The organism is Flavobacterium sp. GNP011 (assembly GCF_056428925.1).
In genome coordinates, this window is the sequence record NZ_JBWJVJ010000004.1 from 57681 (window position 1) to 82480 (window position 24800).

Here is a 24800-nt window from a genome sequence, read left to right on the forward strand (position 1 = left end):
CTATTTTATTGACAGTTAATAGTTTCACCTTTGTAGTTGTAACAGTATTTTTGTAACACATTTCCATCTTGATCTTTCACCCATTTCAATCTATTGAAAGCATCATACTCATAAGTGGTTTTTAGTCCTTTAGGATCTGTAATGGTTCTCACTCCCACCAATGGAATATAGGTATAGGTAGTGATCATAGCATTTGGTAAATTTGTTCTTAAGGCATTTAATGCAGCTGTTAATGCATTTTCATCAGTGCCATTTGATAACGCTTGCAAATTTGCTTCGTATTGTTGTACTTGTGCATAAGTTGCATTTTCTATTTTTGCTATGGGTTGCGTTTGATTGTAACCCCAGATATAAGTTATTGGAATACCATTTGATTGTTTAAGCTCAAGTGGATTACCAAATTCATCATAGGATTTATACTCTAACTTTTCTTCTAAAGTATTAGTCCCCTTAGATGTCATAATAAATTTTGGTAGATAAGACTGATTACTAGCCCATGTATTTGAATAATCAATTTTATTAGTAGATAATAACGTACTATTGTTAAAAGTCTCTATTTTTTCAATCTCTGAAATTCTATTTTGAGAATTTAGTGAATTACCGCTGTGGTAATAATAATTGGTTTTTATGTTTTCACCTAAACTATTAGAACTAGTTTGTGATTCTATTTGTTTGTTTAAACTATTATAAGTGTAAGTCTCATTTGTTTCTAACATATTAGTAGTACCACCGATGTAATAGTAATTCTTGGTGTTTTTTGCTGTTAGTTTTGACCAACCAAAAGCTTCAAAAATAGGGTAAGGAATTATTTTCGGGGTATCAATATCCAAAGGTAACCCACATAAAAAACTTGCCGTCATAGAAAAATTTGACCTGCAACTTATACAATCTGTTTGATTATTTAAATAATAAAGATAAGTTTCATACGTAGAAAATAAAGAACCTGTGTAACAACTTCCAGCTGGTTTTCTGAATCTTGTGCCTGTATGTTCCAAATAGTTTTGAAAATCGTAAATATAAGTCGTTTCTCTAATGCTTTGGTTTAAATCATTATATACAATTTCATTCAATACTAACCCTCTTTTGTAATCGAAATTTTTACTAGGTATGAAGGGAATACCTGTAGCAATATTTGTTTCTGGATAATTACGAGGCGAAGTGTATGTGTAATCCGTTCTGCCCAAGCCAGTTTCTGACACAGACACTTCGGAATAGCCAACATCTGCTCCAGCAGTTTTTAAACTAATTAAGTTATTACTGGATGTATAATTCAAAAAAGAAACTTCTGTATTAAGATTATCATTACAACCGAAACCACTATATGGAGAGAAGGAATAATTATAAGCAAATTTATCAAAATATTCATATATGGGCTTAGGAAAAACAAGTGAACCACTTGATTTGCTTTGAATGGTAAAAAAATTATAATTGTAATTTTTAATTTTGGCAGTAGATGAAGGGTTACTAGTATCTGAAAGGAAATATTTGATATTTCTGATTCTATTACCTCCTCCGTATAAATATTTTTTTTGTTCTGAATTTTTACTATAATACTCAATCATCATAGTATCTGTCCCCGAATAGTTTAAGTCAAAATTATTTCTACGTATGGCATACTCTATATTTTTTTCGAGAATAAATTCAATACAGCAAGCCGCATTGGTAAATGAACAAGTTAAACTGGTGACTTTAGTCCATTGCCCATTCTCCTTTTTTAATAAACTAAATGATTTAGTGTCTTGACTAGGATCTTCATTAAGAGCAATACTTGGATAAAATTTGACCTTTCTATTTTCAATTGTAGAAATAGGTAAAGCTTTTAGAATGGAATTATTGAAACTTAACAAGGTTGTATTAGATAAATAAAAATTAGTGCTGTTCTCGTCAAAATTTGTAATCTCCTGATCTCCAATAAATGAATACGTGTTAGATTCAAACTCAAAATTTACAGATCCGCCAGTAGGATATTTGATTTTTTCTAACAGGTCTGTAGAACTGAATTCTACAGAAGGATTTCTATGATTACTAGTAGTAATTTCACAATTATCAATTAGATTAAAAAAACCCCAATAATCTATTCCAATTGTTTTGCCATTAGACTGATTTTGTTTGTAAAATAATTCCGAATTTGTAATAGATTGCTGATTTTCATTTTTTTCCTTTACTTTTTTCAACAGCATTCTTGTATTTAATATTCTTGAGTATTCATACTCAAAATTGAACTGTTTGACAAATTTGGAATAATTATCTTTAATAATTATCGAATTAAGATAAGCAGTTTGCTCTTTAATATTAATATTGTCATCCAATCGTCCTTTTAAATAATTAAAATAAATTTTAGCATTACCAATTATATCTATAACTTGAATTTTTTTTACATCAATTCTAGTAGTAGATACTGAAGTAGATTCAAGAGGTGGATAATTAGCACATTTATTATTGTCAGCCATTAGATACTTATCAATATCTGTTTTATTAGTTGAATAATTATTAAATGATTCTACATAACTTTCCGTATTGAAAATAAAATCAATCAATAATTTGTTATTGTTATCATAAACTTTAGAAAGATGGAAGGAACTTTTAAAAGGCTTTTCGGCTTCAATATTATCTGAAAATGAATAATTATATGAGTCTTCATTTATAAAGTAAGTATTAGATGAAGCAGTTGTATTGTTTGAATTCTCAAAGACATCAAAAATATACTTATAACCTTTCTCATCAAAAATAGTAAAACTTAAAGGAGTATAAGGATTACTATTTACATTTCCGTAGTTATAAATTATCTTTAAACGATAATCATCAAGAGGTATAATTTCAAGCAAATTATTATTTAAATTTTTCTTGATATAAAATCTCCCTGAAATTCCCATAAAGTTAAACTGCCATAAATCATGTTCAGTATCGTATTTATTGGTATTTGCAGCTGTCCATAAGAATTCATTCCCTATGTCTAAAGATTGTGTTGACAAATTATTTTGATAGTAATCTTGGGTTGTATTAGCTATATTTTCTTTGTAGTAATAATAATTATTTATGTCATTACTAATATAACTATCGGTATGATATAGGCCTACTTTGGTATCATTTGCGTTGTAATTAATTAAAATTTCATCGGGCAGCCCTCTAACTGTTCTTGAGATTGAACCTCCAGCAAATAGACTCCATCCTAAGCCTACATCACTAGCTCTATCATTAGCTCCTACTCCTGAATGGTATTTTAAACTGATATTAATATTAATATCCTTTGAATGTGTAGAGTTAGTAAATAATGGTATTGAAACATCTGGGATCCCGGTATAATTACTTACTGGCACTTCTTCAAACTTCATTAAAGCAGATGCGGTTGGTGATGGAGGAATTATTGTTGGCAACTCTGTTTTTATTTGTGTATTTTGAGAAAATAAAAACGTAATAAAAAGCAAAGAGAAAATTAGAAAGCTATTTTTCATATAATTAAAAATATAAATTTGATAAAGAACGATCAAATATAATATAAATTACGTACAAATCATAATTTATTATTTAATTTCTTTAAATTAAATTTGTAAGAAAAAAATTAATTTATAACACTACTCAACTGAAACATTGGCAAATACATAGCCACAAGCAATACCGCTACTAAAACCCAAATGAAAAGAATAATAAAATGAAAAGAATAAAAAAAGGTTACAGGACCTTGGTTAAAACTTTGCATATCTTCATTACCTCTTGGCTGTATTGCTTGCTAAGTTGCTGAAAAACATAGTCCGTTTGGTTGGTTTCTTCTACTACTTTTCCATAGAGATGATGCGGTTATCAAACAACGAATTCGCTTTTAGACTTTCGCTTAAACTATGTCCATTTGAGATAGTATGTTTTCTACAGCCTTCAACGATTCTTGCAAGGGAGCAAACTGGATCATTTTTTTTACCATTTGTATGCTGTTCAACAAGGGAACTTTGGCGTTGATTAGCAAAGCAATAGCTTGTGTAAACTGAGTCAGATAAATTTTCACCAAAAAAGAGCCCAATATAACATTGAGCTCTTTATTATCAAAATCAATTAAAATTCATCTAAAATTTGTGTCTGGTCTAACAACGTTAAGCTTTTTAGAAATTGTTTATTGATTGATTAAACCGCCTTCTTCTTTTTTCTCGTTGTTTAATAAACTCGGATTTTCTTTTGCCAGTTTGTTTTTAGTTGGTATTTTATAGTTCAAACTAAAACCAAATTTTCTCGTGTCTTGCTTACTGCTTATAAGTAAAGGCGTCTCAAAGGAATTGAATGCGTTTCTATTGGTGTTTAGAATATCATCTGCAAAAAGTGATACTGTCAACTGATCTTTTAAGAATTTTTTCGAAAAAGTAAAGTCTAAAGAATTTCTAAGGGGCTCAACTGCTATAAAGTAAAAATAATTTCCTCTTGGAATAACGTAATTATAATTGGCCACAAATTTTACTTTTTTGGGCAAAAGTAACTGAGACATAAAATTAAACATCCAAAAACCGTTTGTATCTACTTTAGGAATTTGATGGTATTGGTAACCCGCATACACGTATAAAAAATTCATCGTATCTGGGTTTACATTCATTTTCATCGTTTCGGCTAGCCCTTTGGTAAACAACATATAAGGAATAGGCATTCCTACACTAAAATTATGAATCTTAACCTCTTGGATATTTTCATTTGTATTGACTACAAGATTATTCGTTAGAAAAACCCTATTGATTACTTGGTTCTTTGCTACACTCATGTTGTAGCTTACAAATGCATAATCAAAAGCACTTAATTTAACTTCATAATTATCAAATATAGTAGGCTGTAAGTTAGGGTTACCAGAATATTCAACATTAGGGTTTTGATAATTGGTGTTATTTGGGTTCAATGCCGATGTACTTGGCAAGGTAATTTTTTTGTTGTAGTTCATATTAAAATTAACGGCATTACTAAAATTGTACTGCGCACTTGCATTGGGAAAAAACCTAAACTGATTAAATTCTGCAAGTTTAGCAACATCTGTATTTCCAGTTATGTTGTAATCTTCGGCTCGACCGCCAAGAATAAAATTAAATTTGTCAAATTTTGTTTGAAATTCTAAGTAAGTTGAAGCGGTTCTACGCTTGTAGTCTAAGTTGGTTACACCTCTATTGGAAGCATCAAACAAAAGCTCTTCGTACAAAGCACCAACATTTAGCTTACCTTCATCAGAGAATTTAATAGGTTGTGAAAAATCTACTTTTGCATTCAATAATTCTTGTTGTGAAGCATTGTCTAACAACGGGGTAGTTGAACCTGCTGGTTCTAATTGAAATTCATTAGAATTTCGGTTATAATTGAATCTAAACTCTAGTTTTTTTGCCGCATTGTCAAACTTTTTTTGATAGGTAACTACCGCGTCATGACGAAAACCACCGCTCGTTGAAGCATCATTAGTAGTAAAGCCTGGTCCATTTGAAAGTGTTTGACTGTTATTATTATTGTGCGTGAGATCATAATTAAGAAGTAATCTATCTTTACCAATATCAAAAGTAAGCGCTGATTTTACAAAATTATTTCGTCCCACACGATCAGCTTCTGTTGCTGTTAATAAAGCGCTACCACCGTTTTCCTCATTTTTTAAGGAAGTCCATAAAGCATTTTCTCTATAATTTTGCCCCATGTTTAATTGCCATCCAAAATATTTATTCTTGGCACTCAATAAGACACTATTATTCACTCTCCAGCGCACATCATCATAACTGGTAAAACTAGTGCTATTAGTATAAGTAGCACTTAAATAATTTTTGGCGTTTTTATTGGTAATTATATTAAGGATTGCACCTCCTGAAGTTGCCGGAAACTCGGCACCTGGCTGTGTAATAATTTCAATTTTTTCAATAGCATTAGCGGGCATTCCCTCTAGGAAAGCATTGAGTTCATTAGTAGAAATATTAAGTGGTCTACCATCCATAAACACATCCAGTTGCTTGCCTTGAAACATCATTCCAGCAATATCCGAGGCTATTAAACCTGGTAATTTCTTAATTCCCTCTAGCACAGAACCTGTATTTAAGCTAGGTTGGTCAGAGAAGTTAAAAATGGTTCGGTCTGCTTTTTGCTCCACTGCTTTTTTAGTTTTTACAATGGTTACTTCTTTCAACTCTGTAGTTTTTTCAGTTTCGGTTTCAGGAGTTTTCTCTGGAGTAGTTTGAGCCATACTACCCGTTATACAAATCAAACTCAACAAAATAATAAAATGTACTTTTTTCATGTTTTTTATATCAGATACCCCATAAGACTTCTTTATAAAAGAAATGTTACAAAACTGACAATTTAATTTTTCTTAGTAATAGATTAATTAGTTAAGATTAAACCTTTTTTAGAACAATTTGTCCTATTTTAAATAACTCTTTATGAACACACAAACACTCTGGTCCTTACGACTTGGTTTTTCGTCAAAGCAAGCCGAAAAACTACAAACTATGGGAATTAATTCATTTCTAGAGGCTTCGTTCGCAACGTTACATGATTATAAAGTCCCTGATTTTATGGTTGACAGCCCAAAATCTATCACCGAATTACAACAATATAGAAAAAAACTTAAAGATGCCAGTCCAGAACAAATAAAGGAATTGCGTAAAAAGGAAGCACAAACTTCACTCGAATTGAAGAGTTGGTGGATTGATAAAATACAAAACGAGACATATCCTTTACGCGAAAAAATGACCTGTTTTTGGCACAATCATTTTGTATCAACGCTACAAAAAGTAAAGGTCAATTATTGGGTTTTTCAACACAATCAAATTCTTAGAGAAAATGCATTTGGAAATTTCAAAACCTTAACAAAAAAAATAATTCAAAGCAATGCTATGGTGCGCTATCTTGACAATGTAGACAATAGAAAAGGCAAAATAAATGAAAATTTAAGCAGAGAATTACTAGAATTGTTTACTCTAGGTATTGGGAATTATACTGAAACAGACATAAAAGGTGGCGCTAAAGGACTTGCAGGACTTGGTCTTGGCGAAGACCAAGCAGTATACCGAACCTTTTTTGAAGATAATGAAGCTTTTGACTATCTAGGCAAAAAAGGAAGTTTTAAAATTGATGCTATGATAGACCTTATTTTTGAACAGCCACAAGTTCCTTATTTGTTGACTCGCAAAATTCTAAAATGGTTTATTTATGACAACCCAAATGAAGAATTAGTTAATTATTATGGAGACTATTTCAGAAAAATGAATTTTGAAATACAGCCCTTACTTTTAAAAATTTTCACCAAAGAGTATCCTAAAAAAACAGCAGGCTCCAAAATAAAAAACCCACTAGAATACAGCCTCCAAATAATTCACGAACTTGGAATCAAAACTACTAACACAAAAATGATTGTGCTTTTTTGTAAGCAACAAGGAATGGATTTGATGGACCAACCCAATGTAAAAGGATGGGATGGCGGAAATTCATGGTTAACATCCCAAGTGTACTTACAACGCAATAATGTAGCCGATTTACTTTGTAACGGAAAAAATTTAAACCGGAATTTTAATGGTGAAATGAAGGAAAATAAAAATGCAAATAAAATCGTGAATCTTCAATTAAAATGGAATAAAACGGATACCAATAAAACGATCATCAATGCATTTGAAAACCGATTATTATTCCAGATTGATGACGTCATGAAGGCCGATTTTGAAAAAATATTGAAATATGATTTTGATGGTTCAATTGAAGGCTCACAATTTGCAGTGCTGCGATTGGTTAATTTCATGATAAAAACCCCAGAATTTCAACTTATCTAAAGCTAGCATTATGAACCGAAGAAACTTTTTAAACTTAACAGGTACTCTTACTGCAGGAACTCTGCTTTTACCAGATTTTTTATATTCTTTTGGGAAACAAAAAAGTATAATTACTGGAGAGCAATGTGTAGTTTTTATTCAACTCAACGGCGGAAATGATGGCCTAAATACCTTTATTCCCTATCAGGATATGATGTATTATGACTTTCGTCCAAAAATTGCAATTTCAAAAAATGAAATACTACATTCAGCACAGGGAATGGGTTTTCATCCTGCTTTAAAAAACTTTGCTCAAATGCAACAAAGTGGCGACTTAGCTGTAATCCAAAATGTTGGGTACCCAAATCCTGTAAAATCTCATTTTAGAAGTCAGGAAATTTGGCAAACAGCTCCTATAAATCAAGAGTTTTTAAATGACGGTTGGCTAGGACGTTTCTTAGATTTCCAATGTAAAGAACACCAGCCCACAGCAGGGATAAACATTGATACTATTGACAACTTAGCGCTCAAAGGTGAAGAACCTAATTCGATCACGGTAAAAGATCCAAACCGATTTCTTGTTGGAAACAAAATAGAAGTCAACTCAAAACTAACAACAAATCCGCAATTAGACTTTGTTAGAAAAATAGCAAATTCTGTAGTTGAAGGTTCTGACGAGATACAAAATGCCCTAAAAAAAAGTGCTCCCGCCGAAGTGGTATACCCCAAAACAGGTTTATCCAAAAATCTAGAATGGATGGCGCGCTTAATCAAAGGAAATTTAAACTCCACAGTGTATTATACCTCACTGAATGGTTTTGACACGCATGATAACCAACTTACAATTCATAACAACAAACTTACAGAACTGAATGATGCGGTATTCAGTTTTTACCAAGACTTAAAGAAAGCGGAGTTGTTAGAGAACGTTTCCATAGTAGTTTTTTCTGAATTTGGCCGACGCGTCAAGGACAATGGTAAAGTAACAGATCATGGAACTGCTGCGCCTCTATTTGTCATTGGCGGAAGCAATAAAGGAACAATAATTGGTAACAACCCTAATTTACAAGACTTAGACGGAGGAGATTTAAAACATGAAATAGATTTTAGGAGTGTATATGCATCACTTTTACGACAAAAAATGGAGTTTGATCCTGTTAAAATTGGAATTCGAAACCCCGAATTAAAAGGTCTCTTTTAAAAATGCTGTAAATCACTTTAAAAAACTATCTTTGCCCGCTTTTAAAAATAGAACAAAAATGATGAAGAATAGTATTTTAAAGGGAGTATTCCTTGTGGGACTTGGTGCTACTAGCTACGGAATGTTGGCTACATTTGTAAAAATTGCTTACGGCGAAGGCTTTACAACTCCGGAGGTAACCACTGCTCAATTCACCTATGGAATTTTAGGAATGCTACTGATAAATGCTTTTCAAAAATCAAAAAAAGGGACTGAGGTTGTAAAAGCATCTACAAAAAATATTACCCAATTAATGCTGGCCGGAACCTCCCTAGGTATGACAAGTGTATTTTATTATTTAGCTGTAAAATACATACCAGTATCAATTGCTATTGTTCTATTGATGCAAACCGTTTGGATGGGGGTTATATTTGAAATGATTTTAGAAAAAAAAGCACCCTCAACGCAAAAAATAATATCGGTTTTAATAGTTCTTGCAGGAACCGCCTTGGCTACAAATTTAATTGAAAGTTCGGTAGAACTAGACTGGCGTGGTATCGTTTTAGGCCTCTTGGCCGCCACTTCCTTCACCACTACCATGTTTACTGCAAATAGAGTTGCTACTCAAATTTCATCTGCACAACGCAGTCTTTATATGCTACTTGGCGGAGCGGTAATCGTGACTGGGTTTGCTATAGCTACACAAACAGGTGCCTTTAACTTTGATATTTTTCTTAAATGGGGTATTGTATTAGCGCTTTTTGGCACTATAATTCCACCTTTATTATTCAATGCTGGCTTCCCACTTACAGGTATCGGACTAGGCAGTATTGTATCCGCATTAGAACTTCCTGTATCTGTACTTATGGCCTATTTCTTGTTGAGTGAGTCTGTAAATACCCTGCAATGGTTTGGAATTATTCTGATTATAATTGCAATTGTGATTATGAATATCAACTTCAAAAAGACTTTGTAAAGACTATTTGATTCTAATTAGCTTTAATTGGGCTTTTTTTTCTAAATTCGTAATAAACAATTTTATCATGAATTTACCTTGGCATTTGTACGGAATGGCTTTTATATATTTCATTGCAGGAATAAACCATTTTAGGAATCCTAGATTATACTTAAAAATCATTCCGCCCTATTTCCCAAACCCCAAAGCGCTAAACGCCATCAGTGGATTAGCCGAGATTATTCTTGGTATAACATTATGTATACCCCAGCTGTCAAACGCAGCTGCATGGGGCGTAATTGCTTTGTTAATTGCCATTTTTCCTACTCATATTTACATGTATTTTGATCCTAAAGCTAGCATGGGATTACCAAAATGGGTATTGTTCCTGAGATTACCTTTGCAGTTTGCATTGATTTTTTGGGCATATCAATATACGTAAAATTATGGAATCCTTTTTTGAAAATCAGGAACAACCGATACAATTTCAGGTTCCAGATGCTGAAATCACGTATTACCCTGCCTTTTTTGATTTGGCTACAGCCAATGAAATCTACCTGAGCCTAGTTCAAGATATCCCATGGCAGCAAGATGACATTCGCGTTTTCGGAAAAGTTCACCCGCAACCACGATTGACTGCACTTTATGGAAATGAAGGGAAGCCCTACTCCTATTCTAATATTACCATGCAGCCACACCCTTGGAATGCACTGTTGCAAAAACTAAAAAAACAGGTGGAGGCTGCCGCCAATACTATTTTTACAACCGTTCTTTTAAATCAATATCGAGATGGAAAAGACAGTAATGGTTGGCATGCTGATAACGAAAAAGAACTGGGAATCAATCCTACAATTGCCTCATTGAGTTTTGGGGCAACACGTAATTTCCAAATGAAACACAATCATTTAAAGGATCAAAAACTAAACCTTTTACTTGAACACGGGAGTTTACTGCTCATGAAAGGAAGTACACAACATTTCTGGAAACATCAAATTCCAAAAACTGCAAAACCTGTAGAACCCAGAATAAACCTTACTTTTAGGGTAATTATTTAGCAATAAAGTACCAAATAACCAATCATTGAACCACAAATTTATATACACTTTATCAGTAATAGCTAGGCAAAATATAGAAAATTTGTCTCAACAAATCTAGTCTACGGATTTTTTACGATACAACAGAAATGCAATAAAAAACAAACATCAAAAAATACTTAAAAAAAATATTTTAGAAACAATAAAAAAAATGCAGTTTTGATAAAATCCAATTGATTTTTTTCTTAATATTGGTAACAAATTAGAAATATACATTATTAACCATTTACAACTTATTTGAATTAATTTTCACGTGATGAAAAAGAGTAACCGAAAAGAATTAAACTGGGAGCAAACAGAAAAACTTGTTACAATGGCTTTAGAAGAAAAAAATCCTTTTGAAATCATTAAAAAAGAATTTGGCTTAGCAGAAAAAGAGATTCTCGAAATCATGAAAAAGAAAATGCCTGCTGAAAAATTTGAAATGTGGAAAAAGAAAGCTGTAGCAAATAAACCAAAACCAAAACCTTTGAAAATTGATGATTTTGACGAAGATTTGGATGGTAAATATTATATCAAAAACAAACTAGATTAAAACATGAAACTCCTGATTTACGGGAGTTTTTTTGTTTGCTTACAATTCAAAAAATAGGGTAGCAGTTACAACAATAAACAAAACCATTTCATTCGAAATAATGGGTTGGCACAAAATATGGTCGCTCCAAAATAAACTAAGCATCTCTAAAGAAAAAATAATTAAGGCGTATCAAGACGAATCAAAATTCACATTTTGAAAAGGTCTCAGAATGCCTGGAAAAGAAATTCCCCGATTAATAACAGCGGGTACTTTTTATAAAAACGGAAGGAATTTTTGGGATGTATCCAATAAAAAAAACGCAATCATTGTCACATTACGAGATCATTATTTCAAAAAATTAATCATTGAGGTAGAAATTCCTGAAGCGGTGCTACAACAAATAAACACACCTTAAATGAAAATCATTTACTCTTTTGTTTTTATAACGCTAACTGCATGGTGTCATGCTCAAAATAAAAACTTTACAAACAAAGATATTACAATCAACCCTTTGCTGAAGGGAACTTTATATGCACCTAATGAAAGTTCAAAAAATAACACTCTTGTAATAGTTATTGCAGGTTCAGGTCCAACAGACAGGGATGGCAACCAAAGAAATCTAGTCAATAATTCCTTGAAATTTTTATGCGAAGGTGTTGCTTCAAATGCCATCCACGCGTTCAGTTATGACAAAAGGATGTTTGCCATGGCACAGGCAGGAAACGTAGATGAAGCTTCGCTGTCATTAAACGATTTTATTACAGATGCAAACGATGTAGTTCAGTTTTTTAAAAATGAAAAAAAATACAAAAAAATAGTAATAATAGGTCACAGTGAAGGCGCATTAATAGGATTAGTGGCTGCAAACCAAAACACAGACGCTTACATCTCAATAGCTGGTTCAGGACGAGGCATTGATGCTGTTATTCTAGATCAAATTGCACTACAAGCACCATTTTTAAAAGATGAAGTACAACAAAATTTAGAAATCCTAAAAACTGGCAAAACGTTTGAACTCAAAAACCAAATGCTTGCTTCCATCTTTAGACCAAGCGTGCAGCCTTACATGATTTCTTGGCTAAAATACCAGCCAGAAGATGAAATTAAAAAACTACAAATACCCATCTTAATAATTAATGGCACGAAAGATTTACAAGTAAGTATAGCAGACGCTCAACTACTTAAACAAGCAAAACCCGAAGCTAATCTAGTACTCATAAATAATATGAATCATGTATTAAAAGACATAACGGGTGATGATGCTGCAAACAGAGCTAGTTACAATAGTCCAGAATTAGCCAATTCCAATCAGCTACTGAATGAAATACTTTCTTTTCTTAAAAATTTAAAGTTGTAACAAAAACCTGAACAAGCAGACTAATTGCTTTAAATAATATATACTCAATGAAAAAAATAATTTATTCCTTAGCAGTTGTAACAATGCTGTGGAGTTGCAAAACAACAAGCACCACAGCAACATCTGCTGTAAAAGAAGAGGTTAATGTAACAATTGACATTAACAATGTAAAAGAAGACAAGGTGTTAGTAACAGTTGTTGCTCCAAAAATAAAAACAAACGAAATCACATACAGTGTCCCAAAAATAATTCCGGGTACGTATTCCATAGATGATTATGGAAAATATATTGAAGATTTCAAAGCATTTGATAGCAAAGGCGGTCAACTTACCGTTACGAAAACAGATGACAATACTTGGAATATTCAAAACGCAACTACATTAAGTAAAATAACATACCTTGTTAATGATACTTTCGACACTGAAAAAGGTGGTGGTTTTGGTAAAAATGATGTTTTCTCTCCAGCAGGAACAAATATTGATGCAGGTAAAAATTTCATGCTAAACATGCACGGCTTTGTAGGCTATTTTGACAATAAAAAAGACATATCATATACCGTATCAGTCTCACATCCTGAAACATTGTGGGGTGCTACATCTATGAAAGATCTTGACAACAGCACAACAAATGATGTATTTAATACCCCGAGATACTCAGAGCTTGTAGAAAACCCAATCATGTATGCAAAATCAGATTACACTACATTTACTGTTGATGGGATGGAAATATTGATTAGTGTTTTTTCACCAAATGGAAAAGTGACCGCTGAAAGTATTACTCCGGACATGAAAACCATGATGATTGCTCAAAAAACATTTTTAGGAAAAATAAATGCTACAAAAAAATACACTGTATTGCTGTACTTATCAAGCATGACCCCTACAGATGCAAAAGGTTTTGGCGCATTAGAACATCCTACCGCAACCACGGTAGTACTACCAGAGGCAATGCCTAAGGCTGAACTTGTAAATGCAATGAAAGATGTAGTTTCACATGAATTTTTTCACATTGTAACTCCGTTAACAATTCACTCTAAAGAAATTCACTATTTTGATTTTAATACCCCAAAAATGTCCGAACATTTATGGATGTATGAAGGCATTACAGAATATTTTGCAAATCTTTTCCAAATCAATCAAGGGTTGATTACTGAAGAAGAATTTTACACGCGAATGGCTGAAAAAATTGAAAACTCAAAAAAACTAAACGACACCATGCCTTTCACAACCATGAGTGCCAATGTTTTGACAGAGCCTTACAAAGCACAATACTTAAACGTATATGAAAAAGGAGCACTTATAGGAATGTGTTTGGATATCATCATCAGAGAAAAAAGTAATGGTGAAAGAGGTATTCTAGATTTAATGCAGAAATTATCTGTGGAATATGGCGTTTCAAAACCATTTAATGACAAAGAACTTTTTGACAAAATAACTTCATTTACGTATCCTGAAGTAGGTGATTTCTTAAAGACTTATATAGCAGGTCCTACTCCTATTCCTTATGAATCTTTTCTAGCTAAAGTAGGAGTTGTAAAAACATCTGAAAAAGTTCCAGCAAATGTATTCCTTAAAGGTCAAGTTCCGTACATTACAGTAGACCAGGCAACAAAGGAAATTAGTATCATCCCAAACATAGAACTTAATGTATTTTACAGCACTTTAGGACTTGTGGGAGGTGACACCATTTTTGCCATCAATGACAAAGCTTACTCGCTTACTAATATTTACGAAATGATAACTGATAGCCAAAAATGGAAAGAGGATGATTCAGTTGCTGTAAAAATTAAACGTAACGGCGTAGAACAAGTGATCAAAGGAAAAGTAAAACTTCCTTACGAAGACAAGGAAGAACTCAAAGCTACAGATGTATCTAAAACCACACTAAAACAAGCATGGTTAAAAGGATAATAATTTTAACTCAATAAACAGAATCCTAATTTAGAAATAAATTAGGATTTTTTTTGTAAAATAAAAAAAACACAACAGCATTCCAACATTTTTCTTTATTTTGCGCCACAATAACAATGAAACCAAAACCGCTGTACAACGATTATAAACAGCACTATTTAATCACAATATCAACATGAAAAAAACAATATTTGCTCTTGTTACACTAGCATTATTATCCTCTTGTAATAAAGAAGATGCAAAAGGCAACCTACACATCACAGGCAACATCAAAGGTTTAAAGAAAGGCACTCTATACTTACAAAGAATAGTAGATACAACACTGGTTCCATTAGACACCATAAATATTGATGGAAATGCTTCATTCGAGAGTCATATTAACCTAGAATCACCAGAAATGCTGTATTTATTCCTTGATAGAGGTGTAAGTAATTCATTAGACAACAACCTTTCCTTTTTTGCAGAACCTGGCAACATGACTATTGATACCAGTTTAGACAATTATTTAATGGATGCCAAAGTTACAGGGTCAAAAAACAATGAGGTATTTGAAGAATACAAATTAATAAAAACTCGTTTTAATGAAGAAAACTTGGAGTTAATCCAAAAGAAATTCAGCGCAATTAAAACACAAAACAACAAAAAAATTGACAGTTTAAGTGCTAAGCAAGATTCTAATCTAAAAAGAAGGTATTTATTTGCTACAAATTTTGCTTTAAATAATAGAGATTATGAAGTTGCTCCTTACATTGCCTTATCTGAAATATACGATATCAACTTAAAATACTTAGATACCATCCAAAAATCAATGTCACCTAAAGTTGCTCAATCTCTTTATGGAAAAAAGCTAACAAAATATGTAAGCTCATTGAAAAAACAAGAATAACTACTTGTTCATCTTAAATAACTAAACCTGAGCAAAAATGTTTTTTTTGCACAGGTTTTTTTATGTTTTTTCTGAAATGTGTTTTGAAAAACCTAACTTAGAAATACCTAAAACAAAAGTTTCCTAAAAAAGTGGTGTCTATTTTTTTTAAATATACATTATGGTGTATCGTCTAAAATTTACGCACTACATTTAATTGAAACTTTAGTTCTTATCAAATATTGCACGGCATTAATCGGTGTTAACGTTAGTTTTCAAATATAACATTAACAATCAATTTAAAAGTAATACATGTAAGTTAATTAGAGCTATAAAAAAAACCACCTAATAAAAATTAGGTGGTTTATAGAAGAGCCGGCGGAGGGACTCGAACCCACGACCTGCTGATTACAAATCAGCTGCTCTAGCCAACTGAGCTACGCTGGCGACTTATTACGGGTGCAAATATAATGCTGTTTTTTAATTAAACAAATGTTTTATTTAAATAAATTTAAAAAATAGTACATCTAACTTTAATATAGCTATTTATTTATTTTCCAAAAAAAAACCACCTAAAAAGGTGGTTTTACAATGAGCCGGCGGAGGGACTCGAACCCACGACCTGCTGATTACAAATCAGCTGCTCTAGCCAACTGAGCTACGCTGGCGTCTCATTTCGAGTGCAAATATAAAGATGAATTTGACTAATCCAAAATAAATTTGCACTTTTTTATGAATTTATTTGACTATAATTCGTTGATTTTAGTAATCAATTGATTTGCAGTTTGTTCTAATTCTACATTGATTTGCTTGAAATGTGCTTTTTTATTTTCAACATTTTTAGCATTAACTTTAGTGATCAAAACATCAAAAGCTGCAATAGCCTCATCGATTAAATTATTTGTTTCTGTAGTAGGTTTTCCTGTTGTAGAAATTTCATATAAGTAAACTGCTTCAATAATATCACCTAAAACGTAATTGATGTCTTTCTTTAAATTTTTAACGTTTGCCATTTTTATTCTTTTAAAATTTGATTTTTAATTTGCGTTTGCAAAAGTACATATAATCTTTCTATTACTGACTATTAAATGTAAATTTCTAAAATAGAAGCTTTTCCACTTAACACATAAGCACTTATCCGCGCAGGAATCAGTAGTGTATCCCCTTTTTTATATTGATATACTTTTTCGTTTAACTTTAAACTAAAATTGCCATCAACACACATGTACACCGTAAAAGACTCATTAGTTTTATTCATTAAAACCTCACCATCAAGTGGTAAAAAATTGGTAATAAAATAAGGACAATGAACTACTTCATTAGAAACGTTAACCTCTTTCAAATAGTGTCTTTGGGTATCCACTGTATTGTAATTAATGGCATCCAAAGCTAAATCAACATGCAGTTCTCTTGTATTTCCATTAACATCTACCCTATCAAAATCATAAATACGATACGTAATATCAGATGTTTGCTGTATTTCTGCCACAACCATTCCCGCACCTATAGCATGCACAGTTCCTGTTTCTAGAAAGAAAACATCTCCTTCAAAAACCTTCTTTTGATCTAAAATAGAAAGCAAAGTTTTCTCTTTCAAGTTAGAGACATATTCCGCTGCATTGGATTTATTTTTGAAACCAACAATAATTTCGGCATCGGCATCTGCTTGCATGATATACCACATTTCTGTTTTTCCAAAGGATTTATGCCTAGCTTTCGCCAAAGCGTCATTAGGATGAACTTGAATAGACAGATCCTCTCGAGCATCTAAATATTTAAAAAGGAGAGGGAATTGGTTACCAAATTTTTCGTAAACATTTGAACCTAATATTTCTTCAGGAAAATCCTCAAGTAAGGAGGTTAATGATTTTCCTTTCCAATCACCATTTGCCACCACACTTACATCACCTGCAACTGCTGATAGTTCCCAACTTTCACCTGTTATAGAAGAAGTTATAGGTTTATCTAAAACGTTTTTCAATTTTTCACCACCCCAAATTCTTTCTTTTAGAATGGGCTCAAATTGTAAAGGATAAAATTGCATATCGAGAGATGTTACTGGTTATTAAAATTAAATTCAAGAAAATGTAAAAAAAGAGCTTTAAAAATTAGTTTAAATATAAGCAAACCAACTTTATAAAACTAGTTTTTTTATAGCTTGTAATGCCTTAGGTATGTGTTTTGTTGCCAATACGCTATCAAAAACCATCTGCACAACACCTTGTTTATCTGTCACATAAGTTACTCTTCCTGGCACTAAACCAAAAAGACCCGTGGGAACACCAAAACTTTTACGAATAGTTTTATCACTATCTGATAGCAATATAAAAGGCAATTTATACTGCTTTGAAAATTTTTGGTGCGAAGCTAAGCTATCACTACTTATCCCTATTACCTCAGCACCTAAATCTTTAAAATCCTCGTATTGATCTCTAAAACTACACGCTTGCGCGGTACAACCTGGCGTATTATCTTTAGGGTAAAAATAAATAACTAATGGTTTTGAACCCACTACGCTAGCACTATCAAAAGTGTTCCCGTCAGTATCTATGGCTGTAAAATGCGGTATTACATCACCAACTTTTAATTCTTTCATAGTCCTTTATAGGTTACAAAGTTACGTGGTGTTTCATACAAAACTACTTCTAAATCAAATTCAGGTTTGATTTTCTTTTTGATTTTATCCCAAATCACAACTACAATATTCTCGGCTGTAGGATTCAGATCTTTAAACTCTGGTACATCTAAATTTAAGTTCTTATGGTCAAATTGATTTTCGACTTCTTCTTTGATAATATCACTCAAAAATTTTACGTCCATAACATAGCCCGTTTCAGGATCAATTTCGCCAGTGACACTTACTGTTAAATCGTAATTATGTCCGTGGAAATTAGGATTATTGCACTTCCCAAACACGGCGTCATTCTGTTCGAAAGTCCAATCCTTTCTATACAATCTATGTGCTGCATTAAAATGAGCTTTTCTTGAAATGGTAACTTTCATATGGTATAGAAATTAATTATTTTTTAATTTATCTTGAGTTAACGGGCTTTTGTGATCTTCCAAATAGTGATAAAATTCTTCGAAAATAATTTTAAACCAAACGGTATATAATTCTGGATGAACCTCCATGTCATTTTTAACGTCTTCAATTTTCATCCATTTCCAACTTTCAACCTCATCTCTATTAATTAATGGAGCCTCATTGTAATACCCGATCATAACGTGATCCAGCTCATGTTCTGTTAACCCGTTGTCAAAAGGCGCCTTATAAATAAAATGAAACAGCTCTTTCAATTCGGTCACAAAACCCATTTCTTCATGCAATCTTCTTGTTCCGGCTTGAATATTAGTCTCACCTTCCCTTTGATGACTACAACAGGTATTGGTCCACAATAAAGGCGAATGGTATTTTTGATGTGCTCGTTGTTGAAGCATGATTTCATTTTGACTGTTCAAAACAAAAACAGAAAAAGCGCGATGCAAAACTGCTTTTTGATGCGCTTCTAGTTTTGGCATAAGCCCAATTTGCTCGTCGTGTTCGTTAACTAAGATTACATTTTCTTCTGGCATGTTTGTATATTATAACTTCAAAAGTACGAAAAAAAATAATGGGATGTTGGGTTTAACATTCTGTTTCGAATTGTTGAATCACAATTGAAACATATTTAAAAATTGAATATCAAAAAAAATATGGCGTAATACAAAAATGCCTTTCTATTATTTCTATTCACAATCAAAACCTTATAAACAGCTCTTTTTAAAACAGTTTCAAAGTAAATCTATAATTTTTTCTTGATTCTCTTTTCTAGAACTAAACTTTTACTTTCTACAAATCTAATTCTTGATTTTTAACGTAAATAACAATAGTTAAATCAAAGCTCTAAATTGTTAATTCATTAAAAATAAGAAGGCTTGAAACTAAAATGAATTTATATTTGTAAAAAAGAAATCATGAAAACTAAAATCACTTTTTTTTGCGCTTTGTTCGCAATTCCGCTTTTTATGTTTACTGCCTGTGCACAAAACACCGCAAAAAAGCAAACTGCAACTGCAGGATCAGTTATCACAAAACCTGAAAATCCTTATTATTCTAATACTGACACAGCTAAACTAAAAGTGAGTGACGTAGAGTGGAAAAAGGTATTACCCGAAGATGTCTATGAAGTAACCCGAAATGCAGATACCGAAAGACCTTTTACAGGTAAATATTGGAATACCGACGAAAAAGGAACCTACTACTGTGCTGCTTGTGGCAACAAATTATTTAGATCTGGAGCCAAATTTTCGAGCAATTGCGGTTGGCCAAGTTTTTTTGAACAAGACAATAAAAACAGTGTAGTTTATAAAAATGATAACTCTTTAGGAATGGAGCGAATCGAAGCCCTTTGCGGAAGATGTGACGGGCATTTAGGGCATCTTTTTGATGACGGTCCAGAGCCTACTGGAAAAAGATATTGCATGAATTCTATTGCATTAGACTTTATACCTGATGCTAAGTAAAAGGAATAATAAAATTACAAAACCTTTGTAATAACTAAAATCAGTTTGGAGCTTATTCAAGCTGATTTTTTTTATTAGAAACAACATAAAATAAATCAAACTACAATAAAAATATTCCTTACTTTTGAAAAAGACCTTTAATTTCTAAATGTCAATTTATTTGCGCAAAGCGATTTAAACTAATTCATCACGCTCCATGAATACCTATTATTTACTACCTTGTTTACTACTGTTTTCAATTGGAACACAAGCTCAAAACAATGCCTTAAAAAGCAAAATCACCAGTAAAGCAGCCTCTTTAGAATCTAAAGTAGTAAGCTGGAGACGTGATTTTCATGAAAATCCTGAATTAGGAAATAGGGAGTTTAAAACTGCCGAAAAAATAGCTGCCCATTTGCAAAGTTTAGGCATTGAAGTTAAAACAGGAGTTGCAAAAACAGGAGTTTTAGGTGTTTTAAAAGGTGGAAAACCAGGTCCTGTTGTAGCATTAAGAGCAGATATGGATGCTTTACCTGTGATGGAACGTGCAAATTTACCATTTGCTTCAAAAGCTACCGGAGAATACAACGGCACAACCGTAAGTGTAATGCATGCATGCGGACATGATACTCATGTAGCGATGTTGATGGGTACAGCCGAAGTTTTAGCCTCGGTAAAAAACGAAATAAAAGGAACTGTCGTATTTATTTTTCAACCCGCAGAAGAAGGACCGCCTGAAGGAGAAGAAGGAGGAGCTGAATTGATGGTTAAAGAAGGCGTTTTGAACAACCCAAAAGTGGATGTTATTTTTGGGCTACACATTAATGCTCAAACCGAAGTGGGCCAAATTAAATACCGCCCAAGAGGAACTATGGCTTCCTCTGACTGGTTTACCATAAAAGTTAATGGCAAGCAATCTCATGGCGCATATCCATGGCAATCTGTTGATCCTATTGTTACCGCATCACAAATTGTTATGGGTTTACAAACTATAGTTAGTAGAAATGTAAACCTCACTCAAAATGCCGCTGTGGTAAGTGTTGGCCAAATTAATGCCGGAGTGAGAAGCAATATTATCCCTGAGTCTCTAACGATGACCGGTACCATTAGAACATTAGATGCAGAAACGCAAGATTTCATTCATGGCAAAATAAAAACGATAGCTACTAATATTGCTATAAGTGCTGGGGCAACAGCTGAAGTGGCTATTACCAAAAAAACATTAATTACCTATAACGAACCTTCACTTACTGAGCAAATGCTGCCTACACTGCAAGCTGCCGCTGGAAAAGAAAATGTACTACTGACCGAAGCAGTAACTGGAGCGGAAGATTTCTCTTTTTACCAAGCAAAAATTCCAGGTTTGTTTTACTTTATAGGAGGAATGCCTAAAGGTAAAAAACCAAGTGACATGCCTTCACATCACACACCTGATTTTTACATTGATGAAGGAAGCTTTGTACTAGGAATGACTTCTATGGCACATCTTACACTAGATTATATGGAAATGAAATCTAAAAAATAATTCAAGAATCAAGAGAAATTCCATTTATTTTTTTGTGGAGTCCATCCAGATACATAATCAAATTTTACTTTTCAATACTTGAGCAATCATCTGGCACATTTTTCACTATCAATTGCAGCCGAAATAATTTCCTCCAGCATATCCCGCTCCTTCGCCACAAGGATACAAACCTTTTATTTGTAGATATTCATAAGTAATAGGATCTCTTGGTATGCGTACTTGTGATGAAGTTCTAGATTCTGTAGCGTGAAGAATACCTCATTGGCTAAATAGCCTCGCATTGATTTACCAAACTCTGCGAAGTCTTCTCGTAAAATGTACGTCAAATTACTTGGGAATACCTGTCCTAATTATACATACGTAGTTCCAGGTTCATACAATGTTTTAGGGATATCTAATGATACTTTTTTTTGTGTAAAATCAATCATGCGCTGTGCTGGCACTTTTTGACTTTATTGACTAAAGCAACATACTCACTATTCAAAAAATTAAAAATTCTACACCATCAAAATTCCTTAATTTCTTCATAATGCATATATTATATTAAATATAGCTATATAAACACCCCTATTAGATCTCAAATTGCATCATTTTTTAATAATAATTTTATTTGTTGAACCTGTACTTGTGGTCATCTTAACAAAATACGTACCTACACTACACGTACTCATGTCAATTATTTTACTATTGGAAACTTCTTTTACAAGAACTCCATTGATGTCATAAACTTCTAAACGCAATACGTCTTGACTACTTTCAATAGTCAAAATATCAACTACTGGATTAGGATAAGTAATGATAGTGTTGGATATAGCATTATCTGATAAAGTTTTTTCTGCTAATCGTAATGAAGCACCATAACTAGTAGCAATATAATACAATTGTGCTGTAGACCCTTTAGAAATAGTATTAACTCCTGCTGGCAATGAAACCGTAACTATACCAGCTACAGCAGTTCTTGAGACATTGTTTACCAAAACAGTTCCTGAAAAGTTAGTATCAAAAACCAATGTTACATTTGCAACTGCGGAAGTTGTAAAAGTAATTGCTGTACTTGATTCCATTTTTAATCTACCTGTTAAAGTCAATCCCGCATAAGAAACTAAGCCAGGCGTTGAGTTTAAATTTCCAGTTATGGTATAAAATGAGCTTGTTTTACCAGATGTAGTAAAATTATGGACTATTGTACCTGTTGTAGGTGAAGTTGAAGTTGTCACATTTACAGTACTAGTAATAGTTACTGAACTTCCAGAAGTACCTATAGTTGAGACTGTAAAAGTTCTAGAGCCCGCAGGTACTCCTGATATTGTAACTGTTTTTGCCGTAGTATTTTTTACTGTAGTTAGCCCCACGGGTAAATTAGTTACATTTACATCTGTTGCTAAACCGCCCCATGTAAAAACAATGGGTACTATTGCATTTCCAGAAACTACTGTTTGATTTGCATTACTAGATACTATTAGAGTTTGATTATTAGTAGTTACTGGGGGACTTGCCTCACCTTGAACCGACACTAGTTTACTTGAATACGCTCTTAAAGCTGCCATTAATGGAGCATTTACAGCATCTGCAACGTCATCTACACTATTATTAAAAGTCCATTTAAAGTCCCCGCCAGCAACGCGTCCAGCAAATTGTATTGTTTTTGTTCTAGCCACTTCGGGACTATCAGCAGTGTATGAATACATTATGGATGTATTTGTATCAAAATTATTATAAGAATTCGAACCTGATTTTGACGTAATAGTACTGCTAATTGTTTGGCTCCTACTTGAAACTACAATGGCATCAAATTCTCTAGGATTAGTAGCTTGGTCGTAGGCTACAAAACGAGTTTGTCCACTCATAACATTGTTAAACGCTTTTATTGTTCCGCCAGCTTCACCTGAAAATGTCCCTTCTAAACCACCAAAAATATCAGACCCTTGCATTGATGTAAGCATTGGATATTTACAATTTCTAAAAAAGTTGGATTCCATAAATACAGATGACCCAAGTGTAGAACCTGCTCCATATTTAGAATTTCCATCATAATAATTATTATAAACGTGCGCCGAATAAAAACGTACTCTTGGATGACGTGAATCTGAATGATCATACCAATTGTGATGATATGTAATATATAATCCTGAAGTAGTTCCTTCACTAAGGCCTAAAAGATTAGATTTACCAGAATCCCAAAAGTGATTATACGAAAAAGTTATGTATGTAGATTTCTTACAGTCCATAGCACCATCACCTTTAGCTTGATCAGCGTCTCCTCCTGCCGAACCATAAAACAAATCACAATTATGTACCCATACATAATCATTATTTTGTTGCAGGCTAACATTATCGCCTTCACTTGCATTAGTGAGCATAAAACCTAAATTACGAATTTCAATATTAGTTGCATTTTTAATACGAATACCCCAGCCATTTGCAACTGCATCGTTTCCAACTCCCTCAAAAGTTATAAAACTTGAAGTGTTTTTTGCGTTTTCTATAGCAATATCACCACCTTCAAGAACTGCTGGATCTGTAATATTACCTACTAATCGTATAACAAAAGGTCTAGTTTCTTGACCTTTTTTTAAACCATTCAAAATATTTTGTAAACCAACACATGGATTTGTTGTTGCTCCAGTAACATTTACAGAAATTGAATTTTTAGTATTTTGTGTTACGTACAAAACTACAGCATTGTCTTTTAGTGTTCCGTTAGCTTTATATCCTCCGGGAACTCTTGAATTAGAAAATGAAAAACCAGTTCTATCTTGGGCTGTTACCATTAAGCTAGCAGTTGTTGTTCCTGTAACTTCAACTCCAGATACAACTGGAGCAACTCTTACTGTATACGAACCCGGTGCCAAACCCAATACATCGGCCCTCATATAACTACCGTAGCTTCTAATTAATTGAGAGTCAATTTTAACATTAGAAAGTCCTACGCCTGTATAATATACATTATAACTATTGGCATTTGTAACAGGAGCCCACTGCACAAATATGGATTCTTGCCAGCCTTGGGCAAGGTTAATTGTTACTGATTGAGCAGTTGTCTGTAAAGTACAGCAAATAAATACTAGAAAAAATAAAATTTTATTCATGATGGCAGTATTAAATTGTTTTCATCGAATACATTATGCAATCGATTACTCAAAAGTAAAATACTTTTACCACTAACAAGTTGAATA

Annotated in this window: 20 protein-coding genes, 2 tRNA genes and 1 pseudogene; 12 read left to right on the forward strand and 11 right to left on the reverse strand. The window is 32.8% G+C overall.

The features are described from left to right. Positions 1 to 5: 5 nt before the first annotated feature. On the reverse strand, positions 6 to 3452 hold the full coding sequence (locus AC061E_RS05150) for an RHS repeat domain-containing protein (RefSeq protein ID WP_478285312.1): 3447 nt from the start codon (positions 3450 to 3452) through the stop codon (positions 6 to 8). A gap of 650 nt (positions 3453 to 4102) precedes the next feature. Further along, positions 4103 to 6232: a TonB-dependent receptor domain-containing protein gene (locus tag AC061E_RS05155; RefSeq protein ID WP_478285313.1), complete on the reverse strand. Its 2130-nt coding sequence runs from the start codon at positions 6230 to 6232 to the stop codon at positions 4103 to 4105. Between the two features lie 142 nt (positions 6233 to 6374). Between AC061E_RS05155 and AC061E_RS05160 the strand changes: the two genes are divergently transcribed. The 10 genes from AC061E_RS05160 (at position 6375) to AC061E_RS05205 (ending at position 15638) form a co-directional block, all read left to right on the forward strand. Continuing rightward, positions 6375 to 7760 (forward strand): DUF1800 family protein, encoded by a 1386-nt coding sequence (locus tag AC061E_RS05160; RefSeq protein ID WP_478285314.1) that lies wholly within the window; start codon positions 6375 to 6377, stop codon positions 7758 to 7760. 10 nt (positions 7761 to 7770) lie between these two features. Next, the gene (locus tag AC061E_RS05165) at positions 7771 to 8940 is read left to right on the forward strand and encodes a DUF1501 domain-containing protein (protein WP_478285315.1); all 1170 of its coding nucleotides are present in this window, start codon (positions 7771 to 7773) and stop codon (positions 8938 to 8940) included. Positions 8941 to 8998: 58 nt separating this feature from the next. Continuing rightward, positions 8999 to 9895 carry an EamA family transporter gene (locus AC061E_RS05170; protein ID WP_478285316.1) on the forward strand — a complete coding sequence of 299 codons (897 nt, stop codon included), beginning with the start codon at positions 8999 to 9001 and terminating at the stop codon, positions 9893 to 9895. A 67-nt stretch (positions 9896 to 9962) separates the two neighbouring features. Then, a complete protein-coding gene (locus AC061E_RS05175; protein ID WP_478285317.1) occupies positions 9963 to 10316 on the forward strand; it encodes a DoxX family protein in 354 nt (117 codons plus the stop codon). A 4-nt stretch (positions 10317 to 10320) separates the two neighbouring features. Further along, a complete protein-coding gene (locus AC061E_RS05180; protein WP_478285318.1) occupies positions 10321 to 10929 on the forward strand; it encodes an alpha-ketoglutarate-dependent dioxygenase AlkB family protein in 609 nt (202 codons plus the stop codon). Positions 10930 to 11224: 295 nt separating this feature from the next. After that, entirely contained in the window at positions 11225 to 11503 is a 279-nt protein-coding gene (locus AC061E_RS05185) for a DUF2805 domain-containing protein (RefSeq protein WP_086455130.1), read from the forward strand. 211 nt (positions 11504 to 11714) lie between these two features. Then, a complete protein-coding gene (locus AC061E_RS05190) occupies positions 11715 to 11900 on the forward strand; it encodes a hypothetical protein (protein ID WP_478285319.1) in 186 nt (61 codons plus the stop codon). Then, positions 11901 to 12842, forward strand: coding sequence for an alpha/beta hydrolase (locus AC061E_RS05195; protein ID WP_478285320.1), 942 nt, complete (start codon positions 11901 to 11903; stop codon positions 12840 to 12842). 47 nt (positions 12843 to 12889) lie between these two features. Beyond that, entirely contained in the window at positions 12890 to 14752 is a 1863-nt protein-coding gene (locus AC061E_RS05200) for a M61 family metallopeptidase (RefSeq protein WP_478285321.1), read from the forward strand. 175 nt (positions 14753 to 14927) lie between these two features. Further along, a complete protein-coding gene (locus AC061E_RS05205) occupies positions 14928 to 15638 on the forward strand; it encodes a DUF4369 domain-containing protein (RefSeq protein ID WP_478285322.1) in 711 nt (236 codons plus the stop codon). Positions 15639 to 15990: 352 nt separating this feature from the next. Here the strand turns inward: AC061E_RS05205 and AC061E_RS05210 are convergent. The 7 genes from AC061E_RS05210 to idi all read right to left on the reverse strand — a co-directional run bounded on the left by AC061E_RS05210 (position 15991) and on the right by idi (position 19190). Further along, positions 15991 to 16064: transfer RNA gene (locus AC061E_RS05210), tRNA-Thr, on the reverse strand. A 147-nt stretch (positions 16065 to 16211) separates the two neighbouring features. Then, positions 16212 to 16285, reverse strand: a tRNA-Thr gene (locus AC061E_RS05215). Positions 16286 to 16363: 78 nt separating this feature from the next. Continuing rightward, a complete protein-coding gene (locus AC061E_RS05220) occupies positions 16364 to 16630 on the reverse strand; it encodes a hypothetical protein (protein ID WP_144893109.1) in 267 nt (88 codons plus the stop codon). A gap of 71 nt (positions 16631 to 16701) precedes the next feature. Beyond that, positions 16702 to 17661 carry a type I phosphomannose isomerase catalytic subunit gene (locus AC061E_RS05225; RefSeq protein WP_478285323.1) on the reverse strand — a complete coding sequence of 320 codons (960 nt, stop codon included), beginning with the start codon at positions 17659 to 17661 and terminating at the stop codon, positions 16702 to 16704. A gap of 90 nt (positions 17662 to 17751) precedes the next feature. Next, entirely contained in the window at positions 17752 to 18213 is a 462-nt protein-coding gene (locus tag AC061E_RS05230) for a peroxiredoxin (protein ID WP_478285324.1), read from the reverse strand. Further along, on the reverse strand, positions 18210 to 18620 hold the full coding sequence (locus AC061E_RS05235; RefSeq protein ID WP_478285325.1) for a 6-pyruvoyl trahydropterin synthase family protein: 411 nt from the start codon (positions 18618 to 18620) through the stop codon (positions 18210 to 18212). The genes AC061E_RS05230 and AC061E_RS05235 overlap by 4 nt, the downstream gene beginning before the upstream one ends. 12 nt (positions 18621 to 18632) lie before the next feature. Next, positions 18633 to 19190: an isopentenyl-diphosphate Delta-isomerase gene (gene idi, locus AC061E_RS05240; RefSeq protein WP_478285326.1), complete on the reverse strand. Its 558-nt coding sequence runs from the start codon at positions 19188 to 19190 to the stop codon at positions 18633 to 18635. Between the two features lie 381 nt (positions 19191 to 19571). On the opposite strand from idi, the gene msrB reads away from it, so the two are divergent. Next, positions 19572 to 20120: a peptide-methionine (R)-S-oxide reductase MsrB gene (gene msrB, locus AC061E_RS05245; protein ID WP_478285327.1), complete on the forward strand. Its 549-nt coding sequence runs from the start codon at positions 19572 to 19574 to the stop codon at positions 20118 to 20120. 196 nt (positions 20121 to 20316) lie between these two features. Then, positions 20317 to 21624 (forward strand): amidohydrolase, encoded by a 1308-nt coding sequence (locus tag AC061E_RS05250; RefSeq protein WP_478285328.1) that lies wholly within the window; start codon positions 20317 to 20319, stop codon positions 21622 to 21624. A 57-nt stretch (positions 21625 to 21681) separates the two neighbouring features. On the opposite strand, the pseudogene AC061E_RS05255 reads toward AC061E_RS05250, so the two are convergent. Both AC061E_RS05255 and AC061E_RS05260 read right to left on the reverse strand, forming a co-directional pair. Then, positions 21682 to 22076, reverse strand: a pseudogene (locus AC061E_RS05255) (FAD-dependent protein); the annotation flags it as partial. Positions 22077 to 22211: 135 nt separating this feature from the next. Further along, positions 22212 to 24713, reverse strand: a complete 2502-nt coding sequence (locus tag AC061E_RS05260) for a pectate lyase family protein (RefSeq protein ID WP_478285329.1) — start codon at positions 24711 to 24713, stop codon at positions 22212 to 22214. Positions 24714 to 24800: the final 87 nt, after the last annotated feature.